The organism is Acidovorax sp., from assembly GCF_027492855.1.
Taxonomy (GTDB): domain Bacteria; phylum Pseudomonadota; class Gammaproteobacteria; order Burkholderiales; family Burkholderiaceae_C; genus Acidovorax.
The window spans coordinates 38,072-57,083 of record NZ_JAPUDY010000077.1; the positions used below are offsets into that span (position 1 = coordinate 38,072).

Below are 19,012 nucleotides of genomic sequence, written 5' to 3' on the forward strand. Positions count from 1 at the left end.
TTGAAGGGCGTCAACGATCAGAGTGGAGGGGCGGTTGCGCAGCGAACAACCCCCTTCCGGGCACGCATGTCCCTGTCCCGAGTATCTCGGTCATCGGGGCGAATGCCTCCATTTTTTTGAGCACCTGGCCTTGATATTTCTTTGCTAACGCCTGCTATGGGCTGTGGTAGCCGCTATGGCTAGGTACGCATAAGCAGAACTTCGCGGTATCCCGTGGGCCAGAACGGCCGTGTTGTCAGGCCCTGGAGGATGCTTCGATGCCTGCCCAACCTGCCTCTGTATAACGGGCTCCTGCCACCTGGCCTGGCGCAAACAGCACATCGAGCGCCTCCATGGTTTCGGTGGATAGCTGGGCCTGGGCTGCTGCCAGATTCTGCTGAAGGTGGCTGCTGCGCCGGGTGCCGGGGATGGGCAACACATGGGGATGCCGGTTGAGCAGCCAGGCCAGCGCCAGTGTGGTGACCGGCAGGTCGGCTGACCGTGCCAATGCGGCCAGGCCCTGCTGCAGGCTGCGGTTGGCCAGGCCTTCCGCGCCGTTGAAGCGCGGCAGCGCCCGCCGAAAATCGTTATCGGCCAGCGACTCCACCACGGGTGGGTGGTCCGTCAAAAAAGCCCGGCCCAAGGGGCTATAGGCCACAAAGGCAATGCCCAGTGCCTGTGCGGTGGGCAGCACGGACTGCTCGGCCCCGCGCTCCCAGAGCGAATATTCGCTTTGCACGGCCGCCACCGGGTGTTGCGCGTGGGCGGCGCGCAGGCTTTCGGCGCTGACCTCGGACAGGCCCACCGCTGCAATCTTGCCCGTGCGCACCAAGTCCCCCAGCGTGCCCATGAGGTCCTCCAGGGGCACGCCGGTGTCTCGGCGGTGGCAGTAGTACAGGTCGATGCACTCCACCCCCAGGCGCCGGAGCGAGGCATCGCATGCCTGGCGGATGTAGGCGGGCGAGTTGTCGATGCGCCGTTCGTAGCGACCGGGTTCGCGCACGATGCCGAATTTGGTGGCCACCGTGATCTGCGCGCGCTGGCTGGGGGACAGTTCGCTCAGAAAGTGGCCCAGCAGGGACTCGTTGTGGCCAAAACCATAGGCATCGGCCGTGTCGAAGTGGTTCACACCCAGGCCATGGGCCGCATGCAGCGTGGCGATCGATTGCGCATCGTCCGTCTGTCCATAAAACTCGCTCATGCCCATGCAACCCAGCCCCAGGGGATGGACCTGCCGGTGTGCGAGCGGGCGTGATAATTTTTGGGCATTGTTTGGCTGGGGCATATGGTTTCTCCTGAGAGGGCGGTGGTTTTGGGCAGGGCACCAATCTTCTTTCGAGGGGCATTGGCCCACAAGCGTCTGAAGTACGAATGCACTGTACGGTTGGGCCGCACAATGGGGTGCTGAACAGGCCGGTGGGTGTGGAACAATCCGCTCCATGCCTGCCCCTCCTGATCTCCAGCATCTGCGTGCCTTCATGGCCGTGGCCGAGTGGCGCAGTTTTCGGCGGGCAGCCCGGGCGCTGAACCTCGCGCCGTCTTCGGTCAGCCAGGCGGTGCGCACGCTGGAAGAGCGGCTGGGCGTGCCGCTGCTGCAGCGCAGCACACGCAGTGTTTCCATGACCCAGGCGGGCACACAGTTGCTGGCCCAACTGGGCCCTGTCATGCAGGGGCTGGACGGAGCGTTGGCGGATGTGACCCAGTGGGGCCAGGAGGTCCGGGGCCACCTCCGGCTCAACGTGCCGCGCAGCGCCGCCGACCTATTTTTGGGCCCGTTGCTGGGCGGTTTCTTGAAAGCCTACCCTGGCGTGGCGCTGGAGGTATGCACCCAGGATGGGCTGGTGGACATCGTGCGTGATGGTTTTGACGCGGGCATCCGTTTCCCTGAATCCCTGCCACAGGACATGGTGGCCGTCCCCGTGGGGCCGCAGCAGCGGTTTGCCGTGGTGGCCGCCCCTGCGCTGGCCACGGCCTGGGGTGTGCCGCAGACCCCGCACGATCTGCTGAAGTTGCCCTGTGTGCGGCAGCGTTTCCCCAGCGGGGCGCTGTACCGCTGGCAATTTGTGACGGCGGGCGAAGGCGCACAGGCCTTTGACCTGGCCGTGGAAGGCCCGCTCACGGTGGACGACCAGCGCCTGGCCCTGCGCGCCGCGCTGGGGGGCGCAGGCTGGGCCTATGTGTACGAGGCCATGGCCCAGCCCCACCTGCGCGCAGGCCAGCTGGTGCAGGCCTTGGCGGATTGGTGCCCGGCCGAGCCCGGTTTTGCGTTGTATTACCCAGGGCGCAACCAGGTCAGCCCGGCCCTGCGCGCCTTGATCGACTGGCTGCGGGGGCAGCCGGTGTGAGCGGGCATTGACCCCTCAGAACTTCCAGGTCACATCCACCCGCACATTGCGCCCCGGCTCGGCAAAGCCCCGCCCACTTTGGGCGCCGGTGGCGTCCACGTAATAGGCGTAGCTGCCTTGTTCGTAGTAGGCCTTGTTGAACAGGTTGCGCACGCCCAGGGTCACGCGCAGGCGGTCGTCGCCGTGGGGGCGCCAGTTGATGTACAGGTCGTGCACACCAAAGCCTGCCTTGCGTTTGGTGGCGGTGCGGCGTTCGGAGATGAGGTATTCGGTGGCTGTTTTGGATTCGACAAAACGCGCGGCCCATTCCACGTCGAGGTTCCAGGCGGCCAGGCGGTGGCCCAGGGCCAGGTTCCAGCTGCGGCCGGTGGAGACGCCCAGCCCGTAGGCCTCGTCGCCCAGGTCGTAGCCGTTGAGCTTGGGGTTGGCGCTGGCCACGGCCAGGCTGGTGCGCCAGGGGCCTTGCGCCCAGGCCATGCCCAGCTCGTAGCCTTGCGATTTCATGGTGCCCACGTTGGCGACGGCCCAGGTGGCGCCCGTGGTGGTGGTGATGAAATTGCCGATGCGCTGGCTGAACACCGTGCCCTTGGCGCTCCAGGGGCCGTCGGTGTAGTTGAAGCCCAACTCGAAGTTGTTGGCTTTTTCGGGCTGCAGGTTCGCATCGTTCTTCCAGCGGGTGTTGTCCACGTAGAAGGCTTCCTTCAGGCCCGCGCCGCGCAGCGCGCGCCCGGCCGAGGCCCGCAGGCTGAGCGCGTCGGTGGCCATGAAGGTCAGCGATGCATTGGGGCTCAGGCCGTTGCTGTCGATGTTTTGCCTGTGGTTGTCGGTGTAGCCATACCAGTCGTAGCGCGCCCCGGCGCCCAGCAGCCACTGGTCGGACAGCGGCACGCTGGCCTCGGCAAACAGGCCCTTCACGTCGCTGTGCTCATGGCCGTTGCTGGTGGATGTGGCGGGCGGGCGTGCGTTGACCGCATCCATCGCAAAGCGGTGGTAATTGGCCCCGTAGCGCACGGTGGAGCCGCCCACGCGGGTGGCGGCTTTCAGGTTCAAGCCGTCAGACGTGATCTTCTCGCCAAACCGGTAGCCCAGCGGCTTGTTGAACTGAGGCTGCGCGGCGGTGGTGGTGCGCTGCACCTTCATGGTGTCGGAGAACAGGCCCAGCTCCAGGGCGGGCAGATGCTCGGAGCCATCGAACAGGTAGGTGGCGGTGAGGGTGTCGCGTGTGGTTTTCTGCGGCATGAGCGAGTTGCCCTGGGCCTGCCAGAAGTTGGGGCGCAGATAGCGCGTGCCTTCGTCCTGCACCGCCTGGTAGCCCAGCGTGAGCTTGTGGCCTGGGGCGATGCGCCAGTTGATCTTGCCCAGGCCGCTGCTTTGCGTGGAGCCACTGTGGGTTTGCCGCGTGCCGTTGCCCGCCTTGTAGTCATCGTTGTTGTCGCGGTTGGCTGACAGCAAAAAGTCCACCCGCTCACCGGCCAGGCCGTAGAACGTTGCCCCGCCGCGCTGCCCGTCGTTGGACGCCACGCCGCCGCGCAGGGTGCCGCCCAGCGTCTGCCCGGGGCGCAGCAAATCCTTGGCGTCCTTGGTGGTCATGCGGATGGAGCCTGCGAGGGCGCCCGGCCCGGCGCTGGCGGGGGCGGCGCCCCGGTCGATCTCCACGCGCTGGATCAGCTCGGGGTCGATCAGCAGGCGCGACTGATGATGAAAGGCGCGGCCGTTTTGCGAGGCGCCATCCAGCGTGGTGTTGAGCATGGAGTCTTCCATGCCCCGGATGTAGAGTTTTTGCGCAATCGGGGCGCCGCCGCCCACGGACACAGCGGTTTCATCGCGCAGCATTTCACCCAGGCTGCGGGCGGCGGTGGCTTGCACGGCCTGGCTGGTGACGGCAGTGGTGATGTCGGAGACGAGTTTGTCGCGCACGTCCACCGTGTCCAGGGCGGGTGTCTGGGAGAGGGCGAGTGTGGTGGCGAAAAGCCCAGGCAGTGCCACAAGCAGAGGGCGAAGGCGCGAGATGGGGGTGGTGTGGTGCATAAAACGGTGTCGATGATCCGGGCGCGGCGGGCACGCGCTCTCATGTTTCAATTGAGAATAATTATCAATATCGCTTAGTATCGACACCCCGGCGCACCCGTTTTTTTGCGCACACAAGGAATATGTTTGCAGCCACAAAAACCTTTGCCACCATCCTGAACCGGCGCGACCCGGCCACGGCAGCGCCCGCATTGAGCGCGAACCTGCTGGAGCGGCTGGGCGACGGCTCCACGCTGGACGCGTCGGAGCAGGCGGCGGGCGGCAAGGCGCTGCATGGCACGCTGTCGCTGGTGCAGGTGCAGGACGGCTTTTTCCTGCACCGCACGGACGTCGTGCACCTGCGGGACATGACCAGCCGCTTTTTGTTGTCCAAAGAGGGCATCAAAATCTTGCTCAAGTTGCAGGGCAGCGGCAGCCTGCGCATCGGCCAGAAAACTCTGCCGCTGGCGGTGGGGCCCGACGCCGCCCCACGGGCCGCTGCCATCACGCTGCGCGAGCCCGCAATGTACGAGCACCGTTGCCGTGCCACGTCGCACGAGCGCATGCTGGTGCTGACGTTGATGCCACACTGGCTGCAGCGCGCTGGCCTGGCCCACCTGGGCCGGGGCGCACACTTGTCGATGGCCACCTGGACGCCTTCGCCCCGCGCGGTCTGCATGGCCGAGCAACTGCTGCGCGGCCCAGGCACGCAGGCCGACCCGCTGCACGGCCTGCGCCAGGAGCAGCAGGCGTTGGAACTGGCCATCGAGGCCCTCGCGCATTGGCAGCAGCGGGTGCCCGGCAGCACCCCAGAGGCCACCAGCGCGGCGGCAGAACCGGCGCCCGGCACCGCGCTGCGCCCGCTGGAGCACCAGCGCGCAGCCCGCCTGCGCGACTGGCTGGACAGCGGCGGCGCCGACGGCTTGGCGATGGACGCCATTGCCCAGCACATGGGCTGCAACACCAGCACCCTGCAAACCCAGTTCCGCCAGGCGTTTGGCCAACCCATCTTTGACTACCTGCGCGAAAGCCGCCTGCGCCGCGCGGCAGACGCCATCACCGCCCAGGGCTTCACCATTGCCCAGGCCGCAGAGTTGGCGGGCTACCGCAGCCAGGCCAACTTTGCGACGGCTTTTCGCAAGCTGTTCGGCTTTGCGCCGCGCAACCTGCGGGCCAAGCGCTGATAGTCAAAAATGATAGCTGCTAGCGATTTGTGGATAAGCGCTAGAGGTCATTTTTGTTCATATTCTTTGAGAGGGAATATGCATGAAGTGGTTAATAGGGCTTCTGTTAGCCTGTGCATAGTTTTTTGGCGCACTTTGTTTGCTGTCTCGCCGCTAACACCGCCATAGGAAGGGCTACTCCGTGAATCCGTCTGCTGCCACCAACCTCCTGGTTGTGATTGTCGGCCTCGTTGTTGTGGTGTCATTGATGCTCGCAGGGCGATGGTTTTTGCCTCAACAACATCCATTGAGGACGTGGGCAGCGGGTTTTTTCAATCGCCGTGGACCATTGGAAATGGTGCGATTGGTGGGGGCTGTCCTGTTGGTGGCGACCTGGGGTGTTCTCACCCTTTTGTATTCGTGAGCGCTCGTGGGTTGTTGTAAACCGAATGCAGGCGTTTTGGCGAATTGAGTGCAAGGAGAGCAAGAATGGAATCAGCAGCGGACTACATCGTGATCGGCGCGGGCATTGCCGGTGCCTCGGTGGCGTGGCAGCTGGCCGATGGCGCGCTGGGCACTCGTGTGTTGCTGCTGGAGCGCGAATCGCAGCCCGGCTACCACACCACGGGCCGATCGGCGGCGCTGTACATGGCGACCTATGGCACGCCCAACATCCAGGCGCTGACCCGTGCGAGCCGCAGGTTCTACGACGCGCCGCCGCCCGAGTTCGGGGCGGACCCCATCCTCTCGCCGCGCGGTGCGGTCTATGTGGCCGGGCCCGACCAGCTTGGCATGTTGAAGCAGGCTTATGACGAAGCCCGCGCTGCCGCTTCCAATGTGGAATGGGTGGAGCAGGCTGCGTTGCTGGCCCGGCTGCCCTTTCTGAAACCCGAGGCCGTGGCGGCAGGCATGAGCGAGCCCGAGGCGGCCGATATCGACGTGAACACGCTGCACCAGGGCTACCTGCGCGGGCTGCGCCAGCGCGGCGGCCAGGTGTTGGTGAATGCCGAAGTCATGGCCCTGCAGCGCCAGGGAGACGGCTGGCAGGTGACGCTGGCCGATGGCCGCGCGTTGCAGGCAAAGGCTGTTGTGAATGCGGCGGGCGCCTGGGCCGATGTGGTGGCGGGCCTGGCGGGCGTGCCGCCCGTCGGGCTGGAACCGCGCAGGCGCACGGCCTTCACCTTTGCCGTGCCCGAGGGCATGGACGCCACCCACTGGCCTGCGGTGATCAGCATCGACGAGAGCTTTTACTTCAAGCCCGACGCGGGCCAACTGCTGGGCTCACCCGCCAATGCCGACCCCACGCACCCGCACGACGTGGTGCCCGAGGAGTTGGACGTGGCCACCGGGATCTATCACATCGAGGAAATGACCCGGTTCCAGATTCGCCGCCCATCCCACACTTGGGCCGGGCTGCGTTCGTTCGTGCCCGATGGCGACATGGTGATTGGCTGGGACAACCATGTGCCCGGCTTTTTCTGGTTGGCCGGGCAGGGCGGCTATGGGATTCAGAGTGCGGCGGGTGCGTCGCTGCTGGCGCGCAACCTGCTGCGGGGCGAGCCGCTGGCTGATGGATTGGTGCGCGAGGGCGTGGTGCCGGAGGGGCTGTCGCCTGCGCGTTTTCGCTGACGGAATGGTTTGCGCTGGGGGCGAATCAGGCGAAGGTGTTGACCTGGGTGCCCAAGGTGCCGCTGGTAGCCAGCGCAGGCTGGGGCATGGATTGCTGCATGGCGTCGAGCATGGTGGCGGCCGATGCGGCCTGCATGTCGAGCGCCTTTTTCAGCACCACCATGTTCAGCGCGTCCGACGTTTTGGCGCTGGCCAGGTGGGTGGCGGTGCTGACGATGCTGTTGGCGAGGGCGACGTCCATGGCGATTCCTTCGGGTAGTGCCCTGTTATCGGCATTCGGGCGGCGGGCTTGAGGGGTGTTACATCTGCCTGATGACTCGTGTGCCTTCCCAAAACCCGTTCGGGCTGAGCCCGTCGAAGCCAGGGCGCTTTTTGCCAACAGCCCTTCGATCAGCCCAGGGCGAATGGGGCGGCCTGATCGCGGGCTGCGTCAGTCCTTGTGCTTCATCCACCCCACGCGGCCCTGCCCGCTGTCGTTCAGGCGCTGCACAAAAGCGGCGGCCTGCGCCTCGGGCAGCCGCATTTGTAGGTGCACCAGGGAGCCGTGTTGCACGTCCAGCAGCTCTGCGCCAACCAGTTCAACCTCACGCCGCACCAGTCCTTCCAGTGCGTAGGGCACCTGGCATTGCAGCGTGGCCATGCGCTGCAGGGTTACCTTGGGCGCGGTGAGCAGGGCCTGGGCAATGGTGTCGGTGTAGGCGCGCACCAGGCCGCCCGCGCCTAGTTTGACGCCGCCGAAGTAGCGCACCACGGTGGCGAGCACGCCTTCCAGGTCCTGGTGGCGCAGCACGTCGAGCATGGGGCGCCCGGCGGTGCCGCCGGGTTCGCCGTCGTCCACCGCGGCTGATTGGCCGCCCGCCAGCAGCGCCCAGCAGATGTGGGCGGCGCCGGGGTGCTCCTTCCAGAGTGCGTCCACATGGGCCTGGGCGCTGGCGCGGTCGGGCATGGGCTGCACGCAGCCGATGAAGCGGCTTTTTTTGATGAAGAGTTCGCTGTGCGCGGGGGCGGCCAGAGTGTGGGGCATGGGCCCCCAAGCTTACCGCGCGCTGCCCGCCAGAATGCCCCGCACCATGTTGCGGCCGTGCGCGCCGTAGTTGCGCATCAGCGCGGCGATGTCGGCCTCCAGCGCGGTGCGGGGCGCGTCGCCCTGGCGAGCGATTTCGGCCATGAGGTCGATGGTGCCCGCCTGGACGCCGAAGTCAAAGCGGGGGTCGTTGACGTAGCCCGTGGGCACGGTGGCCAGCATGCGGTCGGTGACGGCGGTGCCCAGGCCGTGGGCCTGGCGCGCCACGGTGTCGCGTGCGTACTCGGCGTTCCAGCGGGGGTAGCCCGCGTCGGTGCTGGTGTCGCGCAGGGCCTGGTCCACAGCGCCGTCCTGGCGGGCCTGGGCAGCGGCCTTGATCATCTGGCTCTCGTAGCGCTCCAGCACGAAGTGGCGGTTGGACAGCAGGACCACCATGTCGTCCTTGGCACCCGGCATGCCCAGCATGGACAACAGGTTGATGCCAATAAGCCGTGCCGCCGAGAAGTCGGGCGCCAGGCTGGCGTGGTAGGGCTGGGTCAGGTCCTGCAGGTAGTGCAGCGCCAGCCCGGCAAAGCGCCAGCCCCAGTAGGCGTGGCCCGTGCGGAAGGCCAGCTCGGACAGGCTGGCGTATTGGTGGATGCGCAGCAGCGGGTAGGTGCGCTTGAGAAAGCCCGCCGCCATGTAGATGACGGGCTGCTCGTGGTAGTAGCCCATGTGGAAGGGCGCCTGGGTCGAGAAGCTCAGGCTGGGGTTGCCGAATGGCAGTTTGCCAAAGCCGTAGGTGGTGCCCCAGTCCGAGGGGCTGTCCTCCCAGAGGTTGAGGTCCATCCCGTAGTCGGGCTCGTCGCTGGCCGAGGCGAGCACGGCCAGCGGCGCCACCTTGTCGCCTGCTTTAAGGCGCACATAGACATGACCGCCGCCGTCCTTATTGCGCGCGGGCAGGGCGTTGACCACATCGTGCTCCAGCAGTGACGCGGGGGCAGGGGCTGGCGCCCTGGGGTCGGGCTGGACATAGAGCGCCAGGCGGCTTTCGGGCGAGACGCGCAGCGCCGCCAGGAAGGCCTTGCGCAGTGCCTCGGGGCTTTGTTGCGCCACCTGCGCCCGAAAACGCAGGGCAGCGGGCAGCGGCGGGTAGTGCGCGATGTGGGCCTGGGCCCAGGCTTCCTCGCTGGCGAGCAATGCCTCGATGGGGGCGGCCTGCGCGCGCAGAAAGTCTTCCAACGGTTCGGCGGCTACCGGTGTGGCCTGGGCCACCTCGGGCATGGCCTCGAAGGCGCGGTACGTGGCCATGGCATGGTTGCTCCAGGCCCATGCGGGGCTGGTGGCGCACAGGGTGAGCAGGGCGGCAAGAAGAAGGCGTTTCATGGGGGAGATTGTGCTTTGCGGATCAATCGTGCGAAGGGTAGCCGGTGATGGCGCGGATGTCGCGGTACAGCGGCTGCAGGCGCTCGTACATGCGGCAGTACACGCGCCGGTAGAGCTGCTCGTAGGTGCGGGCGTGCTCGGGCTCGGGCTCGAACACCTGACCGATGCGTGCCATGGCGCGCACGGCGGTGGCGAAGTCGGGGTGTAGCCCCAGGCCCACGCTGGCGATGATGGCCGCGCCCAGGCCGCTGGTCTCGTACAGGTGCGGCCGCTCGCAGGGCAGGTTGAAGATGTTGGCGGTGATCTGCATGGCCGCGTCGCTTTGTGAGCCGCCGCCCGACACACGCACGCGCTCTATGGGCGCGCCGCCGCGTTTTTCGATGCGCTCCTTGGCTTCGCGCAGCGCGTAGGCCAGGCCTTCGAGGATGGCGCGGTAGAGGTGGGCGCGGGTGTGCACGTCGCCAAAGCCGATCACGGCGCCCTTGGCCTCGGGGCCGGGCACCTTGATGCCGGGGTTCCAGAAGGGCTGCAGCATCAGGCCCTGCGCGCCGGGCGGCACGGCGTTGACCAGTGCATCGAACAAACTTTCGGGCGACACGCCACGCTCCAGCGCCAGCAATTGCTCGTGCTGGCCGAACTGTTCCTTGAACCAGCTCACCATCCAGAAGCCGCGCGTGATCTGCACCTCGGTGTTGTAGTGCCCCGGCACGGCCGCCTGGTAGGGCGGGATGAAGGGCGTGGCCTCCAGGTAACGCGGCGTGGTGGTGTTGATGGTGGCGGCCGTGCCGTAGGAGAGGCAGGCGATTTCGGGCGTGAGGCAGCCCGCGCCGATCACCTCACAGGCCTTGTCGGCCGCGCCCGCCACCACTTTCAGCCCGGCGGGAATGCCCGTCTCGCGCGCGGCCTGCGCGCTCACCTCGCCGATCACGGTGCCCGCTGGCACCAGCTCGGGCAGCATGGCGGGGCGGATGGGCAGGGCGTGCCACTTCCAGTCGTGCGGTGGCGCCCAGCGGCCCTTTTTGTAGTCGAACGGCACATAGCCCACCTGCGAGGCCACCGAATCGACAAAGCGCCCCGTGAGCCGGTGGTGCAGGTAGCCCGAGAGCAACAAAAACTTGTCGGTGCGCGCCCACAGTTCGGGCTGGTGCTGGGCGATCCAGTTGGCCTCGGCCTCGCGCTGGAAGTGGCGCACGGTATCGCGCATGCCGATGGCGGCAAACGCTGCCTCCCACCACCAAGGCAGGCGCGGGGCATGCTCGGCGCGGCGCTGGTCCAGCCAGATCATCGAGGGGCGCAGCGGCTGCCCGTCGGCATCAAGCGACACCGTGGTGCCACGCTGCGTGGTGACCACGACCCCGGCGATGGACTCCTTGGGCACCGAGGTGCTGGCCCACAGGCGCTGGCAGGCCTGGCACAGGGTCTGCCAGAAGGCCTCGGGGTCGTTCTCCATCCAGCCCGGCTCGGGCGAGCGGTAGGTGTCAATGGCAACCTGCGCCTTGTCCACCAGGTTGCCGTGCAGGTCGAACAACAGTGCGCGCACGCTCTGCGTGCCGTTGTCGATGGCGAGCAGGTAGGGTGGGGTCATGGGGTCTCCGTTGCTATTATTGTTATAGCTGTTAGCGCTTGATGGATAAGCGCTAGGTGCCTTAATTCCTGATGGGTGACTGCCCTCGGGCGGCACACCCACAACCCCGTTCGGGCTGAGCCTGTCGAAGCCTTGCACGCACGCGGCAGGCCCTGGCTTCGACAAGCTCAGCCCGAACGGATGGAGGAGTGTGTGTCTGAGGTATGGGCATAGTCAGGCTTTTTTATGCATATTCGGTAGCTGGTAGTGTGTGGCGACCAGGTTGCGGTAGCGGGCGGTTTCCTCGTCCCAGCGGGTGTCGCTCCAGCCCAGGTGTGGTGCGCACAGCGGGCGGATGCGCGGCAGCAGTGCCAGCGCGCCGTGTGGCAGCAAAATGCCCAGCCGCGTGCGGCGCAGCAGCAGGTCGTCCAGGTGTTCCACAGCCTCGTGGCGGGCGGCCAGGGCCAATTCGATCCACAGCGTTTGTGTGCGGGGAATGCTCTCCAGGTCTTCAGCACGCGCACCGGCGCACAGGTCGGCGGCCAGGCTGCCGTAGCGCGCCTGCAGGCGCTGGCGCACGGCGGGGCTCCAGCGCGGGTTCGGGGCGGTGGCGGGGGTGAACAGGGGCGCATCGTTGCGCGCAAACGGTTGGCCCACATGCGGCGCGGCCAGGGCCAGCGCATCCTGCGCCATCAGGCGAAAGGTGGTGAGCTTGCCGCCGGTCAGCGTGATGAGGCCCGACTCGTCGCGCACCACATGGTCGCGCGTGGCCTTGGAGGCATCTTTCTGGCCGTCGGCCAGCACCGGGCGCACACCGGCGTAGCAGGCGGTGGCGTCCGCCGGGGTCAGGTGGGCGCCGGGGAACTGGTCGTTCACGGCCTCTACCAGGTAGCCCACCTCTGCAGCGGTGATGCTGGCTTCGGTGTCGAGTGGGGCGCAGTGGTCGAGGTCGGTGGTGCCGACCAGCGTGGCGCCCTCCCACGGGTAGAGGAAGACCGGGCGGCCGTCGCGCGGGTGCATGAAGCTGATGCTCTGCGCCACCGGCAGGCGCCAGAACGGCACGACGAGGTGGCTGCCGCGCAGCGGGCGCAGCAGGGGTGCACCGCCCACACCAGCGCGCAGCCGGTCGGCCCAGGCGCCGGTGGCGTTGACCACGCAGCGCGCGCGCACCGCGTAGCTGCGCCCGTCCAGGGCGTCTTGCAGGCCCAGGCCCACAACGCAGCCGTTTTCTAGCTGCAATTCGCGTACCGCCAGGTAGTTGAGCGTGAGGGCGCCGTCAAGCCGCGCCTCCTGCAGCACGCGCCAGACCAGGCGGGCGTCGTCGGTCTTGGCGTCCTGGAACACCAGCGCGCCGCGCAGGCCGAGCGGCGCCAGGCCGGGTGCGAGCATGTGTGTGGCGGTCAGGTCGGCATGGAAGTGGCGGCCCCGCAAACGATGGTTTCCGGCCATGAGGTCGTACACCATGAGGCCGGTCTGCATCAGCCAGCGCCCGGGCTTGCGGCCGGGGCAGTCGGCAAACAGAAAGCTCTGCGGCTCCACCAGGCCCGGGGCCTCGCGCAACAGGCGGTTGCGCTCGCGCACCGAGTGCAGTGTGGTCTTGAGGTCGCCTTCCTTCAGGTAACGCAGGCCGCCGTGCACCAGCTTGGACGAGCGGCTGGACGTGCCCCAGGCAAAGTCGCGCTGCTCCACCAGCAGCACGCTCCAGCCCTGGCGCGCTGCCTGCTGCGCCACACCCGCGCCGGTGATGCCCCCGCCGATGACGACAAGATCCCACTCCTGCGCTTGCAGCCGCGCCAGTGCTTCGGTGCGGGGGGTCATGCATCCGCCCACGGGCCGCCGTCCTGCAGCAGCTTGCCGGGGTTCATGATCCCGTGCGGGTCGAAATGGCGGCACAGCCCGGCCAGCGTGGCCATGCCCAGCGGGCCTTTTTCGTCCACCAGGTGCGTGGCGTGGTCGCGCCCCACGCCGTGCTGGTGGCTCACGGTGCCGCCGTGCGCGGCAATCTGCGCGGCCACGGCGCGTTTCAGTTGTTGCCAGCGCTCGAAGTTGGGCGCAAAGCCGCCCGGCGCGGTGGGCCAGACGTATTGCGCGTAAATGCTGCTGCCCTGTGGGTACACATGCGAGAGGTGCGTGAAGGCGTGCACCGGCTCGCCATACGGCGCGAACACGTCGCGCGCGGCCTGCTCCATGGCGTGCATCAGCGGCTTCACCTGGGGCCAGTCCACCGCCGTCTCGATGGTGTCCACGCTGTAGCCCAGCTCCCACAGCGTGTTGCGCAGGTAAGGGCCTTTGAAGCGGTTGGCCGCCCATTTGCTGCCCATGGCGGGGCCGATGTAGACGGCGCCGTGGCGCGCCAGCGTGCGCCGGGCCTCGCGCAGCGCATGGCGCGCGGTGGCCGGGTCGGCGGTCACGCCCAGCATCAAGAGGCATTTGCCTTCGGCGCAGCCGCGCCAGGCGAGGTAGCGCTCCATCAGGCCGATCAGCCGCTCGTGCCCAGTCAGCGCGAGGTTGGTTTCGGTCTCCACGGCGTTGGACAGCCGCAGCATCGACAGCGGCAGCCGCTGCTGCACCAGCGTGCGCACGGCGGCCTCGGCGCTGTCCCAGTCGGGCAGGAAGAGGGCGTGAAAGCTCTCGTGCCCGGGCAGCGGAGAGACGCGCACCGTGGCCTCGGTGAGGATGCCAAAGCGCCCCTCCGAGCCGAGCACCAGTTCGCGCAAATCAGGCCCCGCGCTGGAGGCGGGCAGGGTGGGCAGCACCAGCGGGCCCACGGGTGTTTCCATGCGGCCACCCGCAAAGAGCTGTTCGATACGCCCGTAGCGCAGCGACTGCTGGCCGCTGGAGCGCGTGACCACCCAGCCGCCCACGGTGGAATATTCAAACGACTGCGGAAAATGCCCCAGCGTGTAGCCCTGGGCGCGTAGTTGCGACTCGACCAGCGGCCCTGGCGTGCCTGCGCCGAAGGTGGCGAGCTGGCTGGTTTTGTCCAAGTGCAGCAGCCGGTTCATGCGCGTGAGGTTGACCGAGAGGATGGGCCGCTCGCCCAGTGGGCAGTCGAGGTGGCCCGCCACGCTGGTGCCGCCTGCGAACGGGATCACCACCCAGTGCTCTGTGTGCGCCAGGTCCAGCAGCGCGCGCACCTGCTCGGCCGATTCGGGGTAGGCCACGCCATCGGGCACCGGGGGCAGCGCGCCGAAGCGCTTCTTGATCCAGTCGGCATAGCTCTCGCCCAGCGCCATGGCCAGGCGCGCCGAGGCATCGCGCTCAATCAGCGGATGCTCAGGCAGGCGCGAAGCCGGAATGCGCGCCAGCAGGTCTTCGCGCCGGGCATCCTGCCCTGGCCGCCCCGGTCCCAGGCGCCGGGCCAGCATGGCGCGGGCGCCGTCGCCCAGGTTCATCGAAGTGGAGTCGTCGCCCCAGCCGTTCCATCGCCGCATGAATGCATACTCCCTATCGGTTTTCGCGCCACTGTAGGTGCGGGCCGCCCGTTTGCCATTCCGCAATGCCGCCAACCGATTGTTCGATCACGCCAAACACGCCGCCACCCCGCGTCGTGGCGCCCTATGCGCGCACGCTGTGGGACGCCGCGCGCGCCGAGGGCGTGCCGCAGGCCGCGCTGGCGCAGGCGCTGGGCCGGGACGCACCGGGCGAGGAGGACGTGCCCGTGCCCGCCTACCTGGCGCTGCTGCAGCAGGCGCTGGCCCATGCGGGGCCGGGCTTTGGCTGGCGCCTGGGCGGCTGCGTCAAGCCCACCACCTACGGCGTCAACGGCATCCTGCTGTTGGCCTGCCCCACGCTGGGCGAGGCGCTGGCCCAGGTGCTGTGCTTCGAATCGCTGGTGCACGACCTGGGGCGCTCGGCCTTCATGCGCCATGGCGACACGGTGGAATACACCTGGCGCAACGACTGGCCGGGCCACCCGGCGGCCGATGCGCTGGTCGAGTCGGTGTTCGCGGGCATCCTGACCTGTGCGCAGTGGTTGGTGGGCCAGCCGATCGCGGGGTTCGAGTTGGAGTTCATGCACCGCAGGGACGCTGCCACGGCGCGGGCCATCGGCCAGGCCAGTGGCGCCCAGGTGCGCTGGGGTTGTGCGGCGCACCGCGCCATCTTCCCGGCGGTGTTGCTCGACCTGCCGATACCGCAGGCCAACAAGGCCCTTCTGCCGCTGTTGCAGCGCCATGCCAATGAATTGCTGCAGGCACGTTATCCGCGTGAGAGCGGCACCGTGGCCCAGGTGCGCCAGAGCATCTCGGGCCGTCTGGGGCGCGGCGCCGTCAAGCTGGCCGACGTGGCGCGAGATCTGAATCTGTCAGCCCGCACCCTGCAACGCCGCCTGGCCGAGGCGGGTGTGGCCTACCAGGCGCTGCTGGACGCCACACGGCACGAGCTGGCCTGCCACTACCTTTCCACCTCGGCCATGCCCATTGCCGAGGTGGGTTATCTGCTGGGCTACCAGGAGCCCACCGCGTTCCACCACGCCTTCAAACAGTGGCAGGGCCAGGGGCCAGGGCAATACCGGGTGCAGGCGCGGGCTGTGGGCTGAGCGCGTGTATTGCGCGCGGGCCGTGATTTTTGCCATGGCCGGGCGCCGAATCTGTGTCTGCGAAGAGACAGTGCTGACAAATGTGCGTTCTGTCACACGCTGGTATGCGCTGCTTTCCTACATTAGGGTTCTGTGCAGGCCCCTACGCTGTCAGACACGCCCACGGAAGGAATTGCCATGTTTGCCACACCGTTTTCTGCCCTGTCGCCCACAAGCCCTGAACGCCATTTTTTTGGCCGGTTCATGCCCCGGTCGGATTCGCTGGACGCTGGCGAAGCGATGGATGCGCCAGCACTGGCGCCACCTGCCATGGACGACGACGCCATGCCCGACCTGGCCCAGCGTGTGCGCGAAGTGGGCGAGTGGTAGGTGGGCGCGCAAGGCGCAAAACTACAGCTTGAGCTCCCAGGTTTCACTCACCAGGTTCTGGCCAAACCCATCGTAGGGCTCTGATTGGGTGAGCCGAAAGCCGCGTTGGGCGTAGATGCCACGGGCTGTGGTGAGGCAGTTGTTGGTCCACAGCACCATCTTCTTGTAGCCCTTGGCGCGGGCAAAGGCCAGGCACTCATCGGTCAGCCGCGCGCCCAGGCCCAGTCCGCGTGCCTTGGGGGCGAGGATCAGCATACGCAACTGCGCCGTGGTGGCAGATTTGCGCACCACAAAAACGGCACCCACCCGCTCGCCGTCCAGCTCGGCGATCCAGGCCTTCTCCCAGTCGGGCTGGAACTTGCGCAAGAACTGCGCGGCAATGTCGGCCACCAGGGCCTCGAAACGGCGGTCCCAGCCGTACTCGCGCCAATAAATCTCACCATGCTGCTGCACCACCCAGCCTATGTCGCCGGGCAAGGGGTCGCGCAGCACGGCCATGCGGGGGGCGGTGCCTGCGCCAGGGGCCGTGTCTAGTAAGGTTTCGATGCGTTCCATGGCGTCCACCACTTCCTGGCGGCGTGCCGGGGGCAGGGGGGCGAGCAGGGCGGCGGCTTCATCGCGCGAGCGCTGCTGCAGCGGCTCGAATGCCTCACGCCCCGCTGGCGTGAGGGCCAGCACGCTTTGCCGGGCGTCATGCACGCTGGCGCTGCGGCTGATCCACCCCGCCAGCTCAAACCGGCGCAGGATGCGGCTCACGTAGCCACCGTCCAGGCCCAGCTCACGCGCCAGTTCGCTGGCCACGGGGGCCTCGCGGTGGGCCAGTTCATAAAGCACGCGCACGTCGGTCAGCGACAGCTTGCTGCCCAGGTACGGGTCGAGCACGCCCACGCGGCGGGTAAAAAAGCGGTTGAAGCGGCGCACCGCCTTCACGGCGCTGGCAGGGACGGGTGTTGCGGCTGGGGATTCCAAAGTGGCGGTGTTCATGGATGCCTTTGTCAGTTAGTTAATTGACAAAGGCAAGTATATGCTTGACCTTGATCAAACCTGCAATGTTGAGGGGCAAGTGTCCGAATGCGACAAAAAACGCTTGCCAACGTAAAATCGAGGGTTAATCACCACTCGCGCCCCACGAGGCCCCCATCGCACAGGGGCCGGCTGCGACCCCCATTGCATGAACGCCCCCGTTGACGTCTCCTTTTTTGCGCGCGCCGCAAAGCCATTGACCAGCTACCGCCCGTACTGGGCCAAGCGCTTTGGCACGGCCCCGTTTTTGCCGATGAGCCGCGCCGAGATGGAAAAACTGGGCTGGGACAGCTGCGACATCGTGCTGGTCACGGGCGACGCCTACATTGACCACCCGAGCTTCGGCATGGCCGTGATCGGCCGCACGCTGGAGGCCCAGGGCTTTCGCGTGGGCATCATCGCCCAGCCCGACTGGCAAAGCGCCGAGCCCTTCAAGGCGCTGGGCAAGCCCAACCTGTTCTGGGGCGTGACGGCGGGCAACATGGATTCGATGATCAACCGATACACCGCCGACCGCAAGATCCGCAGCGACGATGCCTACACCCCCGGCGACATCGGCGGCAAGCGCCCCGACCGCGCCGCCATCGTCTACAGCCAGCGCTGCCGCGAAGCGTTCAAGGACGTGCCGATCGTGCTGGGCGGCATCGAAGGCAGCCTGCGCCGCATTGCGCACTACGACTACTGGAGCGACAAGGTGCGCCGCTCCATCGTGGTGGACGCCAAGTGCGACCTGCTGCTGTACGGCAACGCCGAGCGCGCGCTGGTCGAGGTGGCCCACCGCATCGCAGCGCGCGAGCCGATCGAAAAGATCACCGACGTGCGCGGCACGGCCTTTGTGCGCCGGCCCGACGACGAAAGCGGCAAGGGCTGGTTCGAGATCGACTCCACCAGCGTGGACGAGCCGGGTCGTGTCGAGGCCCACATCAACCCCTACATGACGACCAGCGAGCAGGCCGCCGCGCAAGGCAGCACCTGCAGCAAAGAGGACGGCGCTCCTGAATCAGGAGCTGCCAGCGCTTGTGGAACGGGCGCTAGCGGCCAAAATGACGCCAATCCTGCCATCGCACCCATCCAGTTCGTGGCCAACCCGGCGCTCAAGGTCAAGCTCAAGGTGCCGCCGCGCGACAAGAGCGTGATCCGCCTGCCCAGCTACGAGCAGGTGAAAAGCGACCCGGTGCTTTATGCCCACGCCAACCGCGTGCTGCACCTGGAGACCAACCCCGGCAACGCCCGCGCCCTGGTGCAGGCCCACGGCGAGGGCGTGACCGCGCGCGACGTGTGGATCAACCCGCCCCCAATCCCGCTCACCACGGCCGAGATGGACCACGTGTTCGACCTGAGCTACGCACGCGGCCCGCACCCGAGCTACGCCGACGAGAACGGCAGCCACGACGGCGCCACCAAAATCCCTGCGTGGGAGATGATCCGGTTCTCGATCAACATCATGCGCGGCTGCTTTGGCGGCTGCACCTTCTGCTCCATCACCGAACACGAAGGCCGCATCATCCAGAGCCGCTCCGAGGATTCCATCATCCAGGAGATCGAGGACATCCGCGACAAGGTCAAGGGCTTCACCGGCACCATCAGCGACCTGGGCGGCCCCACGGCCAACATGTACCGCCTGGGCTGCCGCTCGCCCGAGATCGAAGCCGCCTGCCGCAAACCGAGCTGCGTGTACCCCGGCATCTGCCAGAACCTCACCACCGACCACGGCCCGCTGATCAAGATCTACCGCCGTGGCCGCGCCTTGAAGGGCATCAAGAAGATCCTGATCGGCTCGGGCCTGCGCTACGACCTGGCCGTGAAGTCGCCAGAGTACGTGAAGGAGCTGGTGCAGCACCACGTGGGCGGCTACCTCAAGATCGCGCCCGAACACACCGAGCAGGGCCCGCTCACCAAGATGATGAAGCCCGGCATCGGCAGCTACGACCGCTTCAAGCAGATGTTTGAGAAGTTCAGCGAAGAGGCGGGCAAGAAGCAGTTCCTGATCCCGTACTTCATCGC

15 protein-coding genes are annotated in these 19,012 nt (G+C 67.2%); 6 read left to right on the forward strand and 9 right to left on the reverse strand.

All coding sequences use genetic code 11. From position 1 onward, the window contains the following. Window positions 1–235: 235 nt before the first annotated feature. Window positions 236–1,264 (reverse strand): aldo/keto reductase, encoded by a 1,029-nt coding sequence (locus Q0105_RS15505; protein WP_298213032.1) that lies wholly within the window; start codon window positions 1,262–1,264, stop codon window positions 236–238. A gap of 154 nt (window positions 1,265–1,418) precedes the next feature. Between Q0105_RS15505 and Q0105_RS15510 the strand changes: the two genes are divergently transcribed. After that, window positions 1,419–2,324, forward strand: coding sequence for a LysR family transcriptional regulator (locus tag Q0105_RS15510; RefSeq protein ID WP_298213033.1), 906 nt, complete (start codon window positions 1,419–1,421; stop codon window positions 2,322–2,324). A gap of 15 nt (window positions 2,325–2,339) precedes the next feature. Here the strand turns inward: Q0105_RS15510 and Q0105_RS15515 are convergent, their stop codons facing one another. Further along, the gene (locus Q0105_RS15515) at window positions 2,340–4,352 is read right to left on the reverse strand and encodes a TonB-dependent receptor (protein WP_298213034.1); all 2,013 of its coding nucleotides are present in this window, start codon (window positions 4,350–4,352) and stop codon (window positions 2,340–2,342) included. Between the two features lie 122 nt (window positions 4,353–4,474). Between Q0105_RS15515 and Q0105_RS15520 the strand changes: the two genes are divergently transcribed. Both Q0105_RS15520 and Q0105_RS15525 read left to right on the forward strand, forming a co-directional pair. After that, window positions 4,475–5,515 carry an AraC family transcriptional regulator gene (locus Q0105_RS15520; RefSeq protein ID WP_298213035.1) on the forward strand — a complete coding sequence of 347 codons (1,041 nt, stop codon included), beginning with the start codon at window positions 4,475–4,477 and terminating at the stop codon, window positions 5,513–5,515. Between the two features lie 468 nt (window positions 5,516–5,983). Continuing rightward, on the forward strand, window positions 5,984–7,123 hold the full coding sequence (locus Q0105_RS15525) for an FAD-dependent oxidoreductase (protein WP_298213036.1): 1,140 nt from the start codon (window positions 5,984–5,986) through the stop codon (window positions 7,121–7,123). A gap of 25 nt (window positions 7,124–7,148) precedes the next feature. Here Q0105_RS15525 and Q0105_RS15530 read toward each other — a convergent pair whose 3' ends face one another. The 6 genes from Q0105_RS15530 to Q0105_RS15555 all read right to left on the reverse strand — a co-directional run bounded on the left by Q0105_RS15530 (window position 7,149) and on the right by Q0105_RS15555 (window position 14,510). Beyond that, window positions 7,149–7,364 (reverse strand): YjfB family protein, encoded by a 216-nt coding sequence (locus Q0105_RS15530; RefSeq protein WP_298213037.1) that lies wholly within the window; start codon window positions 7,362–7,364, stop codon window positions 7,149–7,151. 189 nt (window positions 7,365–7,553) lie between these two features. After that, complete coding sequence (locus tag Q0105_RS15535; RefSeq protein ID WP_298213038.1) at window positions 7,554–8,147, reverse strand: YigZ family protein; 594 nt, start codon at window positions 8,145–8,147, stop codon at window positions 7,554–7,556. Between the two features lie 12 nt (window positions 8,148–8,159). Further along, the gene (locus tag Q0105_RS15540) at window positions 8,160–9,512 is read right to left on the reverse strand and encodes a hypothetical protein (RefSeq protein WP_298213039.1); all 1,353 of its coding nucleotides are present in this window, start codon (window positions 9,510–9,512) and stop codon (window positions 8,160–8,162) included. 22 nt (window positions 9,513–9,534) lie between these two features. Next, window positions 9,535–11,097, reverse strand: a complete 1,563-nt coding sequence (locus tag Q0105_RS15545; RefSeq protein ID WP_298213040.1) for an FGGY-family carbohydrate kinase — start codon at window positions 11,095–11,097, stop codon at window positions 9,535–9,537. 213 nt (window positions 11,098–11,310) lie between these two features. Further along, on the reverse strand, window positions 11,311–12,894 hold the full coding sequence (locus Q0105_RS15550) for a glycerol-3-phosphate dehydrogenase/oxidase (protein ID WP_298213041.1): 1,584 nt from the start codon (window positions 12,892–12,894) through the stop codon (window positions 11,311–11,313). Continuing rightward, window positions 12,891–14,510 carry an FAD-binding oxidoreductase gene (locus Q0105_RS15555; protein ID WP_298213042.1) on the reverse strand — a complete coding sequence of 540 codons (1,620 nt, stop codon included), beginning with the start codon at window positions 14,508–14,510 and terminating at the stop codon, window positions 12,891–12,893. Before Q0105_RS15555 ends, Q0105_RS15550 begins: the two co-directional genes overlap by 4 nt. 65 nt (window positions 14,511–14,575) lie before the next feature. Here Q0105_RS15555 and Q0105_RS15560 point away from each other — a divergent pair, with 65 nt between their 5' ends. Together Q0105_RS15560 and Q0105_RS15565 are read left to right on the forward strand one after the other, a co-directional pair. Next, window positions 14,576–15,616, forward strand: a complete 1,041-nt coding sequence (locus Q0105_RS15560) for an AraC family transcriptional regulator (protein ID WP_298213043.1) — start codon at window positions 14,576–14,578, stop codon at window positions 15,614–15,616. A gap of 177 nt (window positions 15,617–15,793) precedes the next feature. Then, window positions 15,794–15,985: a hypothetical protein gene (locus tag Q0105_RS15565; RefSeq protein ID WP_298213044.1), complete on the forward strand. Its 192-nt coding sequence runs from the start codon at window positions 15,794–15,796 to the stop codon at window positions 15,983–15,985. Window positions 15,986–16,006: 21 nt separating this feature from the next. Here the strand turns inward: Q0105_RS15565 and Q0105_RS15570 are convergent, their stop codons facing one another. After that, the gene (locus Q0105_RS15570) at window positions 16,007–16,969 is read right to left on the reverse strand and encodes a helix-turn-helix domain-containing GNAT family N-acetyltransferase (protein WP_298213045.1); all 963 of its coding nucleotides are present in this window, start codon (window positions 16,967–16,969) and stop codon (window positions 16,007–16,009) included. Window positions 16,970–17,156: 187 nt separating this feature from the next. Between Q0105_RS15570 and Q0105_RS15575 the strand changes: the two genes are divergently transcribed. Then, window positions 17,157–19,012: YgiQ family radical SAM protein (locus Q0105_RS15575; RefSeq protein WP_298213046.1), on the forward strand; the 1,856-nt coding region annotated here is incomplete at its 3' end.